We start from the raw sequence: 13914 nt of genomic DNA, 5'->3' as shown, positions 1-13914 counted from the left end.
CCATAGCGCATCGCTCTGGCACCGTTGCTTTAAAGCACAACTTGCCCGCCGCGCTGAACACTTAAAGCCCGATAAATAGGCGGCCCTGACTGTCAAAGTGTGACAGCTCAGTTACCATGCCGTTCTGAAGGTAGCTGAGATGCACCACTGAAGGGATTCATCATTCATGACGACACGTAGTCGCTGGGATATTCACACCCGCACGCAGATGATGAGTCTGGGCCCAGCTTTATTGATCACCCTGCTGCTGATCAGTTTTTTCACCTGTGTACGGATCCAGGACTTGCGCCAGGAGCTGAACTACACCGGCCAGTTGATTGCCAATCAATTGGCCCCGGCCAGTGAATACGGGGTCATTACCGGTAATGCGGTGATCCTGCAAAGCCTGATTACCGCCTCACTTAACACCCCCCACGTTGAGTTTGTGCAAATCCAGGACAGTACCGGCAAGACGCTGGCTCGCGCTGAGAAAGCGGCGTTCTCCGCATCGCAAGGGGCCAAATTTGAGGTTTTTCAGGCACCGGTGCGCTGGCAGAGAGGCCACTCAGGCGATGTGTTTTTACGCAACAACCTGCAAGCCTCTGCGCCGGAAGAGGACTATCTGGGCCGCGTGCTGGTGGGCATGTCCAATGATGCATTCAGCAAACGCCAGCAAGAGATCCTGCTCAAAGCGGTGATTCTTGCGCTCTTTGCCCTGGGCTTTACCTTTCTCTTGGCACGGCGCCTGGCGGCGAACCTGTCCAAACCCATCAGCGACATGAGCAAAACCGTCAAGGCCATTCAGCACGGTGATTACAAGGCTCCCCTGCCGGTGGTTGACGATGGCGAACTGGGCAGCCTGGCCCAACACATCAATAATCTGGCCTCGGGCCTTGAACAGGCCAGCCGTGAGCAGCAGACGGCTATAACGCAACTGACTCAGGCGCGCGAAGAGGCCGAGAGCGCCAACCGCGCTAAAACTGAATTTTTGGCGATGATGAGCCATGAGTTGCGCACGCCCATGAATGGCGTGCTGGGGATGCTGCAACTGCTCGAAACCACCGAGATGACTGAAGAGCAAAAGGAATACGCAGACCTTGCCTCGGCGTCTACTGAGCACTTGTTGAAGGTGATCAATGACATTCTCGACTTCTCGAGGATTGAACGCTCGACACTGGAACTTGAACACATTGCGTTCAACTTGCTGGATTTGATCGATAACTGCGCACAAACGTTCCAGTTCAGTGCAGGCCAGCGGGGTTTGCTGCTGCAACTGGCATTGCCTGAAGGCTTGTCGGCCTTGCACGTCCTGGGCGACCCGACCCGGATACGGCAAATTCTGGTGAACCTGATTGGCAATGCCTTGAAATTTACCGAGCGCGGCAGCGTCAGCATTGAAGCAAAATGGCAGCCGCTGGATCACCAACTGATTTGGTTCGTCTGCACGGTGCGCGACAGCGGAATCGGGATCAGCAACGAAAAACTTGAGTCGATGTTTGACGCTTTCCAGCAAGCGGACAGTTCGATATCCCGGCGTTATGGCGGCACCGGCCTGGGCTTGCCGATCGCCCGCACGCTGGCCGAGCGCATGGGCGGTACGTTGCGCGCCAAAAGTGAGGAGGGTCAGGGGTCGGTGTTCACCCTGGAGATTCCGCTGGAGCTGCACCAGCCCGTGACCCTGAGCCAACCGCCGGCGCTGGCTGCACAACCGCCCATGGGCCACGGCGGCAAAGTGCTGTTGGTGGAGGATAATCCGGTCAATCAGACGGTCATCGAAGCCACCCTGCGAAGCCTTGGCTACGAAGTGTGCGTGGTCAGTGATGGCGCGCAAGCCATTCACCAGGCCAATACCGAGGACTATGTGGCGATCTTGATGGACTGCCGTCTACCCATCATTGATGGCTATGAGGCCACCCGGCAAATTCGCCAATTGGCAGGCTGCAGGACGGTGCCCATTATCGCGTTGACCGCCAATGCCTTACAGGGAGACAGGGAAAACTGCCTGCAAGCCGGTATGAACGATTACCTTGCAAAGCCGTTCAAACGAACCGATCTGGAACAAATTCTGCAGTGCTGGGTCCAGTAACTTGTGGCTAAAGAGCCACCTGCGACTGGCGTAAAATGCAAAAGTGCGGCAGTCTTAGGCACCCGAATGGGCCCCTGAACCGGCCCGATTTAAATTTTCAGTGCACAAGTGTACATTCCTGTCCTTTGCGCTGTGACTTTCACTACAACGCAATAGTCTATGTGTAGGCTGGCGAACTGAGACAACATGTTTCGGTTGGTCGGGAAGATTTGCCCCACCCTGCCGCATGGGATTATTGAGGAGCTCGCATGACCAAACAAAACGCCTTTACTCGGGAAGATCTGCTGCGCTGTAGCCGCGGCGAACTGTTCGGCCCAGGTAACGCGCAACTGCCCGCCCCTAACATGCTGATGGTGGATCGCATTACCCATATCAGTGAAGAAGGCGGCAAGTACGGCAAAGGTGAATTGGTCGCCGAGCTGGATATCACTCCAGACCTGTGGTTTTTTGCCTGCCACTTTGAAGGCGATCCGGTGATGCCGGGCTGCCTGGGCCTCGACGCCATGTGGCAGTTGGTTGGCTTTTACCTGGGCTGGCAGGGTTTGCCGGGCCGCGGTCGTGCCCTGGGTTCGGGCGAAGTGAAGTTCTTTGGCCAGGTTTTGCCGACCGCCAAGAAAGTCACCTACAACATTCACATTAAACGCGTCCTCAAGGGCAAGCTGAACCTGGCCATTGCCGATGGTTCGGTAACTGTCGACGGTCGCGAGATTTATACCGCTGAAGGCCTTCGGGTCGGCGTGTTCACTTCAACTGACAACTTTTAAGGGTTATCCGCATGCGCCGCGTCGTTATCACTGGTCTGGGCATTGTTTCGTGCCTGGGCAATGACAAAGAGACCGTCTCCGCTAACCTGCGTGCTAGTCGCCCTGGCATCCGCTTTAACCCGGAATACGCCGAAATGGGTCTGCGTAGCCAGGTTTCCGGCTCCATCGACCTGAACCTCGAAGAGCTGATCGATCGCAAGATTTATCGCTTTGTTGGCCATGCAGCGGCTTACGCCTACCTGGCCATGAAAGACGCCATCACTGATTCGGGCCTGACCGAGGAGCAAGTCTCCAACCCGCGTACTGGCCTGATCGCCGGTTCCGGTGGTGCATCGACCCTGAACCAGATGGAAGCGCTGGACATCCTGCGCGAAAAAGGCGTTAAACGTGTCGGCCCATACCGTGTAACGCGGACCATGAGCAGCACCGTGTCCGCTTGCCTGGCGACACCGTTCAAGATCAAGGGCCTGAACTACTCCATCGCTTCTGCCTGCGCCACCAGTGCTCACTGCATCGGTCACGCCATGGAACAGATCCAGATGGGCAAGCAGGACATCGTTTTCGCCGGTGGCGGTGAAGAGGAGCACTGGAGCCAGTCGTTCCTGTTCGACGCAATGGGCGCGCTGTCCAGCAAGCGCAATGACACCCCAGAACAAGCTTCCCGTGCCTACGACGCCGACCGTGACGGTTTCGTCATCGCTGGCGGTGGCGGTATGGTCGTGGTCGAAGAGTTGGAACACGCTCTGGCCCGTGGCGCCAAGATCTACGCTGAAATCGTTGGCTACGGCGCAACGTCTGACGGCTATGACATGGTTGCTCCGAGCGGCGAAGGCGCTATCCGCTGCATGCAGATGGCAATGTCGACGGTCGATGCACCGATCGACTACATCAACACCCACGGCACATCGACTCCGGTTGGCGACGTGGCAGAGATGAAAGGCATTCGCGAAGTTTTCGCAGACAAGGCACCGCCGATCAGCTCGACCAAGAGCCTGTCGGGTCACTCCTTGGGCGCCGCAGGCGTTCACGAAGCGATCTACTGCATGCTGATGATGGAAGGCAACTTCATTGCGGGCTCCGCCAACATTGATGAGCTGGACCCGGCAGTTGCCGACATGCCAGTGCTGACCAAAACCCGTGAAGATGCAACGATCAACACCGTGATGAGCAACAGCTTCGGCTTCGGCGGCACTAACGCCACCCTGGTACTGAAGCGCTGGGAAGGCAAGTAAGCCCTCCCCCGCTCACTGAAAATGCCCCGACCTGGTCGGGGCATTTTTTTTGCCCGATGGAACGTACAACCCGGTGCAGTGCTCTATAAAGATCAGGACCTTTATCACTCCACTCTGAGGTTTGCCATGACCGTTACCGTCAACACTGTGTCCCACGAAGGTTTTCGTCACAGCATTAAAATCGACGATTACGAAGTGTTTACTGATGTTCCCAAAGCGATCGGTGGCGAGGGTTCAGCACCGTCTCCGCACGATTATTTCGACGCCGCGCTGGGCGCCTGTAAAGCATTGACGCTCAAGCTCTATGCGCAAAAGAAAGACATTCCGCTTACCGGGGTGACTGTAGAGGTCAAGCACGATGCCAGCGAAGAGCAACAAGGCAAATACGCGCTGCACGTGAAACTGACCCTCAAGGGCGTACTGACCGACCAACAGCGCGAAGAGCTGCATAAGGTCGCCGACAAGTGCCCGGTGCACAAGCTGATGACCACCGCTGACGTCACCATCGAAACGCACTTGTCAGAAGGCGCTTTCAGCCAGTAATGCGGGCCTCGCGAGCGTTGGGTTATGCTCAACGCTCCCTTTATTGCCTGGACAGGCCCATGCCGACACTCACCGTGATTCAACCGCGCGCCGAAGACGTTGAGGGCCAGCCGATCTTGCGCCCGTTGCCTTCAGCCAAATGCCGCAGTGTCGGGCCGTTTGTATTTTTCGATCACATGCTGGTGACCGATTACCCACCCGGTCACGGGATGAATATCCAACAGCATCCGCACATTGGCCTTTCTACCCTCACCTACCTGTTTGAAGGCCAATTACAGCACAAAGACAGTCTGGGCTCAGACCAGTTGGTCGGGCCTGGTGAAGTCAGCTGGATGACCGCAGGCGCCGCCATTGCCCATATTGAGCGTACCCCCGCCCCGCTACGCGAGCAGGGCTCGACCTTGCACGGCCTGCAAGTGTGGCTGGCGTCGCCTAAAGAACACGAGCAAGGCGCAGGCTCGTATAGCCATCACCCGGCCGACAGCTTGCCCGTGAGCGATAGCCTAGGGGTCCGCGTGCGAATGATTGCCGGGACAGGTTTTTGCCTGGCGTCGCCGGTACCGGTGCTTTCGCCGACGGTGTATGCCGAAATCCATATGCAAACAGCCACCACCCTGTTGATCCCTGATGAACATCAGGAGCGAGCGTTGTATGTGTTGCAAGGCGACATGCAGCTGGAAGGCCAAACGCTGAAGCCGCACAGCCTGGTGCTGCTGCCGGCCGGTGAAGCGCTGACCCTGAGCGCAGACAGCGATTGCCACGCGGTGCTGATTGGTGGCGCGCCACTCGATGGGCCGAGGCGCATGAACTGGAATTTCGTTGCCAGCGACCGCGAGTTGATTGAGCGGGCAAGAGCCCGCTGGGCAGCAGGCGATTGGCCGACCGTCCCCTTCGAGAACGGCCGGATTGAGTTGCCCTGAAGGCCTGAGAGCGCCGTTAGAGGATCATCGCGGCGGCCCAGCCGAAGGCCAGTAGCGGCAGGTTGTAGTGCACAAAGGTCGGCACCACGGTGTCCCAGATGTGGTGATGCTGACCGTCGATGTTCAAACCGGAGGTCGGGCCCAAGGTCGAGTCCGACGCTGGCGAGCCGGCATCCCCCAACGCGCCTGCGGTACCGACGATGCACACAATCGCCATCGGGCTGAAACCCAACTGCACACAAAGCGGTACGAAGATCGCCGCCAGAATCGGCACCGTCGAAAATGAAGAACCAATCCCCATGGTCACCAGCAACCCGACCAGCAGCATGAGCAACGCGCCTACGCCCTGGCTGTGATTGATCCAGCCCGCCGAGGCTTCAACGAGTGACTTCACTTCGCCCGTGGCTTTCATGACTTCTGCAAAGCCTGAGGCGGCGATCATGATGAAACCGATCATGGCCATCATTTTCATGCCTTCGGTGAACAGATCGTCGGTCTCGCGCCAACGCACAATCCCGGACACCGAGAAAATCAGAAACCCGACCAGGGCGCCGATAATCATGGAGCCCAGCCACAGCTGAATGATGAACGCGGACGCAATCGCGACTCCGGCCACCAGCAGGGTCAACGGGTTGTAGTTGATCGCGGTCTGTTCAACCTGCTCGATCTTGGCCAGGTCATATTCACGCTTTTTGCGGTAGCTGATGAACACCGCCACCAGCAGGCCAACCAGCATGCCCAGCGCAGGGATAGCCATGGCGTGGGTGACATTGACCTGACTGATATCAACGCCACTTTTGCTAACGTTGGCGAGCAGAATCTGGTTGAGGAAAATATTGCCAAAACCAACCGGCAGGAACATGTAAGGCGTGATCAAGCCAAAGGTCATGACACAGGCGACCAGACGGCGGTCAATCTTCAGTTTGGTCAGCACATACAGAAGAGGCGGAACCAGCAGCGGAATAAAGGCGATATGAATCGGCAAGATGTTTTGCGAGCAAATCGCAACCACAAGCAATAGGCCGATCAACAGCCATTTGACCCGATTGCCACCGACTGCCTGCTGCTTATTGACCATCGCCAAAGCTCTGTCGGCCAGGGCATGAGCCAGCCCGGACTTGGCGATGGCCACTGCGAAAGCGCCCAGCAAAGCGTAAGACAGTGCCACAGTGGCTCCGCCGCCCAAGCCGCTGTTGAACGCCTCGAGCGTGGCCTCGATGCTCAGGCCGCCCACCAACCCGCCAACCACCGCACCCACAATCAGTGCGATGACCACATGCACACGGGACAGACTGAGCACCAACATGATGCCGACCGCGGCAATTACTGCATTCATAGTTACAACCTCATAGTACGCACCACGATAAAAACACCGTAAAGCGGAAAACTCCGGGCAATAGACTGCTGTTCCAGTCGCCGGATTTGGAAGGGAGGGCTTATTTGAGGGCGCACACTTTGCAGGAGCATCGCCGCCTTGTCAAAGCGCAGGCCAGAAGCGATCGCCAGACCACTGAAAAAGCAATTTATCCCTAGTATTTACAGGGCTTTAGCGCAATTTTTTTAACATGAAATTTCGCTTTTTGTCGTAAAGAAATGTGTCAAATGGCCGCTAAGGGTAAAAGCCTCTTTTTAGGATGTCTCCATGTCGCTCAGACAGCTTTCCATACAGTGGAAAATCACCCTGCTCGCCGGGCTTTGCCTTGTGGGTATTGTTGCCCTGCTGGTAGGGCTTTCTCTCTACCGCATGGAGTACACCTCCAACCTGGTAGAAGCCTCAAGCGCAAAAATGCTCAATGACTCTGCCCAGGCGCGTATTGAAGCTCAGGGTGAGGCGCAGGCCCAAGCCATTAGCCGCCAATTCATGGACGCCTACCAATATGGAAACGGCTTTGCCCGCCAAGTCCTGTTTTTGCGTGAGCAATCTGAAAAGCGCTTTCTGGATGCCTTCGACCTGCGTGAGGACCTGACTCACCAAGTAAAAGCGGCATTGCAGGCCAACCCTGACTTGCTCGGCCTGTCGCTGGTGTTTGAAGCCAACGCACTGGATGGCAAAGACAAGTTGTTTGAGCATCAACCCGTACTGGGCAGCAACGACAAGGGTCGCTTTGCCCTTTATTGGTCACAGCCGACACCCGGCAAGCTGACTTCAATGGCGCTGCCTGAAACCGATATGTCCGACACCAGTATCGGACCGAGCGGTCAGGCCAATAACTCATGGTTTACCTGCCCGCGTGCGACGCTAAAACCGTGCATTATCGAACCTTACTTTTATGACATTGACGGGCAACGGGTGCTGATGACCAGCATCGTTTTCCCGCTGATGGTCGATGGCAAGGTGATCGCTTCGCTCTCCGTTGATATCAACCTCAACAGCCTGCAGGCCATGAGTGTGCAGGCCAGCAAAAAACTGTACGACGGGCAAACCAACGTCGGCATCATCACCTCGGCAGGCTTGCTGTCCGGTTTCAGCGCGGATGCCAGCAAGCTCAGCCTGCGCCTGAATCAGGTCGACCCCGATGACGGTGCCAAGCTGACAGAGTTGATGAACAGCGCGGATCAGACCGAGAGCATCCGCAGCCATCAACGCTTGAAAGTGCTGACGCCGTTTTTGCCGATTCCTGGCAGCAAACCCTGGGGCGTATTGCTCGATGTGCCTGAAAAGGTTCTGGTGGGGCCGGCACAGGTGCTTCAGGCCGACCTGGAGGCGCGCGATACCACCGGCACTCTGATTGAGTTGGGGCTGGGTTCGCTGGCGGCGATCATCGGTTTGCTGTTGGTATGGTTGATGGCGCGCAGCGTGACTCGCCCGATACTGGGTGTTGCGCGCATGCTGGAGGACATTGCCAGTGGCGAAGGCGACCTGACGCGCCGTCTGGAGTACGACAAAAAAGATGAGCTGGGCCAATTGGCGGGCTGGTTCAACCGCTTCCTCGACAAACTGCAACCGATCATTGCCGAGGTTAAACGCTCCGTGCAGGACGCTCGCAGCACCGCTGACCAGTCGGCGGCGATTGCGACCCAGACCAGCGCAGGCATGGAGCAGCAATACCGCCAGGTGGATCAGGTGGCCACGGCATCTCATGAAATGAGCGCCACGGCGCAGGACGTCGCCCGCAGTGCTGCACAGGCCGCGCAAGCCGCACGTGATGCCGATCAGGCGACGCGAGAGGGCTTGACCATTATCGATCGCACAACCAACAGCATCGACCACTTGGCCGCAGACATGAGCGAGGCAATGGTGCAAGTGGAAGGGTTGGCGGCCAATAGCGAGAAAATTGGTTCTGTACTGGAAGTGATCCGCGCCATTGCCGAGCAAACCAACTTGCTCGCCCTGAATGCGGCGATTGAGGCAGCACGTGCCGGTGAAGCAGGCCGTGGATTTGCCGTGGTGGCAGACGAAGTGCGTAACCTGGCGCGACGGACTCAGGAGTCGGTCGAAGAAACCCGCCAAGTGATCGAGCAACTTCAAGTGGGCACCCAAGATGTCGTGTCGTCCATGGGCAACAGTCATCGCCAAGCTCAGGGCAGTGTTGAGCAAGTAGGACAAGCGGTCACTGCGCTGCAGCAAATCGGCGAGGCGGTGACAGTCATTACTGACATGAACTTGCAGATTGCCAGTGCCGCTGAAGAACAAAGTGCCGTGGCCGAAGAGATTAACCACAACGTGGCCACGATTCGCGATGTCACCGAGTCGTTGTCCGGGCAGGCTAATGAGTCGGCACGGGTAAGCCAGTCGCTGAACTCGCTGGCGAATCAGCAACAAAACTTGATGGATCAGTTCCGCGTGTGATGTGACATCCAGGGGGCGCCGGTTGGCTTGAGCCACTGGCGTCTCTTAACGTTTACGCTTGTGCAGTTTGATAATCACTGACAAGCCGCCCAGCGGGCCGGTTTCAAGCCTCATCTCCCCTCCCCATGCCTCCACAATATCGCGCACGATGCCCAAGCCCAGGCCATGTCCGCTGACGTGTTCGTCCAAACGAGCGCCACGGCTGAAGACCTGATCACGCTCGGACTCAGGAATACCGGGACCATCGTCCTGGACCTCTATGACAAATCCATTCGGGTTTTGCTGAACACTCAGTTGAACCTGGGAGTCAGCCCATTTACAGGCGTTATCCAATAGGTTGCCGAGCAATTCGAGCATGTCTTCACGGTCCCAAGGCATCTGCAGCCCGGGTGAGGCATTTAACGCTAGGTGCAGGTGATCGCCATGAATCATGCCCAGCGTGGACATTAAGGCAGGCAGCTCTGCATCTCCGTCAAACTGAGCACCCGGCAGGGCATCACCGGCCAGCCGGGCGCGATTGAGCTCGCGACTCATCCGCTGTTGAATATGCTCCAGTTGCTCGCGCAGGCTTTGTTGCAACTGAGGGTAGTGCTCAAATTGCGGGTCATTGACCAAGCTGTATAAGACCGCCAGAGGTGTTTTTAAGGCATGCCCCAAGTTGCCCAGGGCATTTCGAGAGCGCTTTAAGGTGCCTTCAGTGTGGCTCAACAGGTGGTTTATCTGTGTGACCAAAGGCTCAAGTTCAAGGGGAACCTGAGTGTCCAGCTGTGAGCGTTGACCTGATTGCAATTGCACGATTTGTTTGCGCGCGGTCTCCAGTGGCCGGAGTGCCCGACGAACTGTGAGGCGCTGCATCAGCAGGATGATCATGAGCGCAACGATGCCAATGCCCAGACCAATTCTCTGCACTTGCTTGAAGCTTTCTCGTATTGGTGTGTAGTCCTGAGCCACTGTGATGGAAACAGGCTGGCCAAAGCGCAGGTAATCGCTGCGCAGGAGCAGCAACATCTGCCCCTCCGGGCCGGGTTGAAGCGTGCTGTCCAGGCCGGGCTGTTTGGGTCGGGGTAATTGTGCGTCCCACAGTGAGCGCGAGCGCCAATGTGTATCGCCAAATTCGATGCTGAAATAATGCCCTGAAAACGGACGCTGATAAGCAGGCGAAAGGCGTCGTTCGTCCAGTTGCAACCCTTGAGGACCACGGCTTAGCGCGACTAACAGGTTTTCACTGTCAATCTGCAGGCCAGACTCTAAATATCGCTGAAGGCCATTTTCAAATAGCCAGAGGCTGACCTGGCTCACCACCAGGCCCGATAGCAATAAGACACTGATCAGGCCAATGCTCAAGCGCCGCTGAATGGATTTCACTGATCACCAGACCCGAATATATAGCCCTGCCCGCGACGGGTTTCTATGACGGAGCGGCCGAGCTTGCGCCGCAAATGGTTCACATGAACCTCAAGCACATTGGAGTCGCGTTCTGTTTCACCGTCATAGAGATGCTCAGCCAAATGGCTTTTGGAGAGGATCTGTTGGGGGTGGAGCATGAAGTAGCGCAACAGGCGAAACTCGGCAGCGGTCAGTTGTACTTCACTCTCACCACGGGTAACAGATTGGCGAGACTCGTCCAGGTGCAACCCTGCGGATTTGAGCAGCGGCTGGTTCGACTGACCATGAGAGCGGCGCAGCAGCGCTTGTACACGCAGTTGCAGCTCTTCGGGATGGAAGGGTTTGGTCACGTAATCATCGGCCCCGGCCTTAAGCCCTTCAATCCGCTCAGACCATGAACTGCGGGCGGTCAGGATCAGCACCGGCGTGGCGAGGCCCTGTGTGCGCCATTGTTTAAGGACGTCGATACCGGGAACACCGGGCAACCCCAGATCGAGAATAATCAAATCGTACGGCTCACTTTGTCCCTGATAAAGGGCATCACGGCCGTCAGCCAGCCAATCCACTGCATACCCCAAGCGCGTTAGCCCACTTATCAATTCGTCAGCCAAGGGGACATGGTCTTCTACCAGCAACAACCGCATTAATCATCAACCTCATCTTTGAGTAGCTGGCCATCTGCAGCATTCAGCTTCAGTTCACGGACGACACCGTCCTGAGTCAGCAACTCAACTTCGTAAACATACATGTCATCATCCTCCTCAAGTTCTGCCTCGAGCAGCTTGGCCTTGGGGTGATACTGGAATGCCTTTTGAAGCAGTTGCTCCAGGGGCAAGATGACGCCTTTTTCCCGCAAGCGCAGCGCTTCGTCCTGATCCAGATCCCGGGAGAAGACCAAACAGGAAAACGTAAAAAGCAGCAGTGCGACACAGCCACGAACGTACTGATTCACGGTGATCACTTACCTCTGGTGCATGGCATGTTAAAAATGCGGACTATAGCGTTGTTGGCTTAATTGAAACTGAATATGCAGGTCTGTCTGTCCGCTGGCCCGGAGCGTGATTGTCGTTAGCCATGCGTTAACTGTTAAACTGCCGTCCTGCATTCATCGCCCAAGCGATAGCCACCCTTTAGAGCTATAAACACTGTGGAAATTTTTAAAGAGTTTACCTTCGAATCCGCGCATCGGTTGCCTTACGTCCCTGAAGGCCATAAATGCGGTCGTTTGCATGGACACTCATTCAAGGTTGCAATCCATTTGAGTGGCGACATTGATCCTGCAACCGGCTGGATCCGCGACTTCTCGGAAATTAAAGCGATTTTCAAGCCGCTGTATGAGCAACTCGACCATAACTACTTGAACGATATTCCTGGCTTGGAAAATCCAACCAGCGAAGTGTTGGCCAAGTGGATTTGGCAACAGCTCAAGCCCCTGCTTCCTGAACTGTCAGCCATTCGAATTCACGAAACGTGCACCAGCGGCTGCATTTATTACGGCGACTGAACGCCGGGACATAAAAAAACCACCTGAGCGGTAATGCCAGTCAGTTAAGACTGACTCATTGACCTTTAGCCCGCAGGCCGCAAAATCCGATGCTTGTAAACGAGCATCGGATTTTTTATGCGCCTGTCAAAAGCCCTGTCCCTTACCCATGAAATGGCATCGCGGCCACATGCCCTTGAGGGGCTAGGAGCCTTACTCGATCCAGACATCGTCAAGCAAGCCTTCGAAAGCGCGGGTGTCTCGACCATTCGCAAGCGCCGTCTTCCGCTTGAAAGCCTAGTGTGGTGCATCATCGGCATGGCGTTGTTTCGCCGGATGTCTGCTTGGGATGTCGTGAATCACATGGACATCATGCTGCCGGGCAAGCGGCTTCTGGTAGCACCGAGCGCTGTTGTTCAAGGGCGGCAACGGCTCGGGAGCGATGCTGTCCGCGAAGTCTTCACGCTTACCCAGCAGTGGTGGCACGAAGAGGCCAAACACCCTCAATGGCTGGGGCTAACGCTACTTGGCGTGGATGGTGTCGTCTGGAATGCTCCGGATACCGCGCAAAACCGTGCGCACTATGGCGGCGCTACTAACCAGCACGGCGATGGCAGTTTTCCTCAAGTTCGAATGGTCTGTCAGATGGAGCTGACCAGCCACCTGCTGATAAGCAGCACGTTCGAGAGCTATCACAGTAGCGAAATGAAGTTGGCCGAAAAACTGATCTCCACGACTCCCGATCATTCGCTCACCCTGTTCGACAAAGGGTTCTACTCGCTGGGCTTGCTGCACCACTGGCAATCACAAGGTGAGCATCGACACTGGCTGATCCCTTTGAAAAAAGGCACTCAGTACGAGATCGAGCACAAGATTGGGCGCAATAATGCCTTGGTCATGCTGCGGACATCGCCTCAAGCCCGCAAGCAATGGCCAGGCTTACCGCTAGAAATTCGAGCGCGATTATTAAGCAAAACGATCAAGGGAAAGGTTGTAAGCGTGCTGACCTCCATGACCGATCCGCTGCGCTTCCCGTGCGATGAGATCGTCGATCTTTACAGTCAGCGTTGGGAAATCGAACTGGGCTATCACGAGATCAAACAAGGACTTTTGGGAGGAGAGTACACGCTGCGAAGCAAGACACCGGAGATGATTTCGCAAGAGCTGTGGGGCGTGCTGCTGGGCTACAACCTATTGCGTTATCAGATGGTGCAAATGTCCAGGCAGTGCCCTGGTGTGTACCCATGTGAAATGAGCTTTACCGCCTGCAGTTGGGCGATTTTGGGCTTGCTGCATGGCACGTCACTGAACCATCCCGGCAACTTGCCAGGGTTTCTAGCCGATTTGCAGGCATCAGCGCCGCAGTATGTTTTGCTCCATCAGCGACCTGATCGGTGGTTCCCGCGAGCAGTGAAGCAGCGCCGAGCAAAATATCCGACCCGAAAATAAAAATGCCAGTCAGCTTAACTGACTGGCATTAACCTGAGCGGTGGTTTTTTTATGTCTGGAATTTGAGCTGCAAGCTGCAAGCGCGTGGGGGCCTAGGTGAGGGGTGTCCAGTTCTAGTTGGGGTTTGGCTGGGTTTATCGTTTGTTTGTTGCGGGGCGATGTTCAGTGTTTTTTCGAGCACAAAAACAAAATCCCCGTCTGCGTTAGCAGACAGGGATTTTGGAATTTAATCTTGACGATGACCTACTCTCACATGGGGAAACCCCACACTACCATCGGCGA

12 protein-coding genes are annotated in these 13914 nt (G+C 56.1%); 8 read left to right on the top strand and 4 right to left on the bottom strand.

What is annotated here, in order from left to right:
- Window positions 1–166 precede the first annotated feature (166 nt).
- From AAEZ03_RS21305 to AAEZ03_RS21285, 5 genes are all read left to right on the top strand, one after another.
- Window positions 167–2065, top strand: a complete 1899-nt coding sequence (locus tag AAEZ03_RS21305) for an ATP-binding protein (RefSeq protein WP_350581365.1) — start codon at window positions 167–169, stop codon at window positions 2063–2065.
- Between the two features lie 248 nt (window positions 2066–2313).
- The gene (gene fabA, locus AAEZ03_RS21300; protein WP_032859207.1) at window positions 2314–2829 is read left to right on the top strand and encodes a 3-hydroxyacyl-[acyl-carrier-protein] dehydratase FabA; all 516 of its coding nucleotides are present in this window, start codon (window positions 2314–2316) and stop codon (window positions 2827–2829) included.
- An 11-nt stretch (window positions 2830–2840) separates the two neighbouring features.
- Window positions 2841–4061, top strand: coding sequence for a beta-ketoacyl-ACP synthase I (gene fabB / locus AAEZ03_RS21295; RefSeq protein ID WP_048371603.1), 1221 nt, complete (start codon window positions 2841–2843; stop codon window positions 4059–4061).
- Window positions 4062–4187: 126 nt separating this feature from the next.
- Window positions 4188–4604, top strand: a complete 417-nt coding sequence (locus tag AAEZ03_RS21290) for an OsmC family protein (protein WP_048371605.1) — start codon at window positions 4188–4190, stop codon at window positions 4602–4604.
- A 59-nt stretch (window positions 4605–4663) separates the two neighbouring features.
- Window positions 4664–5524, top strand: coding sequence for a pirin family protein (locus AAEZ03_RS21285; RefSeq protein ID WP_278940783.1), 861 nt, complete (start codon window positions 4664–4666; stop codon window positions 5522–5524).
- 16 nt (window positions 5525–5540) lie between these two features.
- Here the strand turns inward: AAEZ03_RS21285 and AAEZ03_RS21280 are convergent, their stop codons facing one another.
- Window positions 5541–6860, bottom strand: a complete 1320-nt coding sequence (locus AAEZ03_RS21280) for a Na+/H+ antiporter family protein (RefSeq protein ID WP_153329285.1) — start codon at window positions 6858–6860, stop codon at window positions 5541–5543.
- Between the two features lie 306 nt (window positions 6861–7166).
- On the opposite strand from AAEZ03_RS21280, the gene AAEZ03_RS21275 reads away from it, so the two are divergent.
- Window positions 7167–9314, top strand: a complete 2148-nt coding sequence (locus AAEZ03_RS21275) for a methyl-accepting chemotaxis protein (RefSeq protein WP_350581361.1) — start codon at window positions 7167–7169, stop codon at window positions 9312–9314.
- 45 nt (window positions 9315–9359) lie between these two features.
- On the opposite strand, the gene AAEZ03_RS21270 is transcribed toward AAEZ03_RS21275, so the two are convergent.
- Genes AAEZ03_RS21270 through AAEZ03_RS21260 form a run of 3 tightly spaced genes read right to left on the bottom strand, consistent with a single transcriptional unit; the run spans window position 9360 to window position 11652 of the window.
- Window positions 9360–10679, bottom strand: coding sequence for an ATP-binding protein (locus AAEZ03_RS21270; protein ID WP_278940781.1), 1320 nt, complete (start codon window positions 10677–10679; stop codon window positions 9360–9362).
- Window positions 10676–11344 carry a response regulator transcription factor gene (locus AAEZ03_RS21265; protein ID WP_350581358.1) on the bottom strand — a complete coding sequence of 223 codons (669 nt, stop codon included), beginning with the start codon at window positions 11342–11344 and terminating at the stop codon, window positions 10676–10678. The genes AAEZ03_RS21270 and AAEZ03_RS21265 overlap by 4 nt, the downstream gene beginning before the upstream one ends.
- Window positions 11344–11652, bottom strand: a complete 309-nt coding sequence (locus tag AAEZ03_RS21260) for a PepSY domain-containing protein (RefSeq protein WP_082148761.1) — start codon at window positions 11650–11652, stop codon at window positions 11344–11346. The genes AAEZ03_RS21265 and AAEZ03_RS21260 overlap by 1 nt, the downstream gene beginning before the upstream one ends.
- 195 nt (window positions 11653–11847) lie before the next feature.
- On the opposite strand from AAEZ03_RS21260, the gene queD reads away from it, so the two are divergent.
- Both queD and AAEZ03_RS21250 read left to right on the top strand, forming a co-directional pair.
- Window positions 11848–12204, top strand: a complete 357-nt coding sequence (queD, locus tag AAEZ03_RS21255) for a 6-carboxytetrahydropterin synthase QueD (RefSeq protein WP_048386287.1) — start codon at window positions 11848–11850, stop codon at window positions 12202–12204.
- 117 nt (window positions 12205–12321) lie between these two features.
- Window positions 12322–13632 carry an IS4 family transposase gene (locus tag AAEZ03_RS21250; RefSeq protein WP_350581355.1) on the top strand — a complete coding sequence of 437 codons (1311 nt, stop codon included), beginning with the start codon at window positions 12322–12324 and terminating at the stop codon, window positions 13630–13632.
- The last annotated feature ends 282 nt before the right edge of the window (window positions 13633–13914 follow it).

Source organism: Pseudomonas sp. HY2-MNA-CIBAN-0224 (assembly GCF_040310285.1).
Lineage (GTDB): Bacteria > Pseudomonadota > Gammaproteobacteria > Pseudomonadales > Pseudomonadaceae > Aquipseudomonas > Aquipseudomonas helleri.
This window is presented reverse-complemented; position numbering and strand designations above follow the sequence as displayed.

Bases quoted from the DNA above. Each gene is read 5' to 3' on its own strand.
- AAEZ03_RS21305 (WP_350581365.1), top strand. From the start codon at position 167: ATGACGACACGTAGTCGCTGGGATATTCACACCCGCACGCAGATGATG.
- fabA (WP_032859207.1), top strand. From the start codon at position 2,314: ATGACCAAACAAAACGCCTTTACTCGGGAAGATCTGCTGCGCTGTAGC.
- fabB (WP_048371603.1), top strand. From the start codon at position 2,841: ATGCGCCGCGTCGTTATCACTGGTCTGGGCATTGTTTCGTGCCTGGGC.
- AAEZ03_RS21290 (WP_048371605.1), top strand. From the start codon at position 4,188: ATGACCGTTACCGTCAACACTGTGTCCCACGAAGGTTTTCGTCACAGC.
- AAEZ03_RS21285 (WP_278940783.1), top strand. From the start codon at position 4,664: ATGCCGACACTCACCGTGATTCAACCGCGCGCCGAAGACGTTGAGGGC.
- AAEZ03_RS21280 (WP_153329285.1), bottom strand. From the start codon at position 6,860: ATGAATGCAGTAATTGCCGCGGTCGGCATCATGTTGGTGCTCAGTCTG.
- AAEZ03_RS21275 (WP_350581361.1), top strand. From the start codon at position 7,167: ATGTCGCTCAGACAGCTTTCCATACAGTGGAAAATCACCCTGCTCGCC.
- AAEZ03_RS21265 (WP_350581358.1), bottom strand. From the start codon at position 11,344: ATGCGGTTGTTGCTGGTAGAAGACCATGTCCCCTTGGCTGACGAATTG.
- AAEZ03_RS21250 (WP_350581355.1), top strand. From the start codon at position 12,322: ATGCGCCTGTCAAAAGCCCTGTCCCTTACCCATGAAATGGCATCGCGG.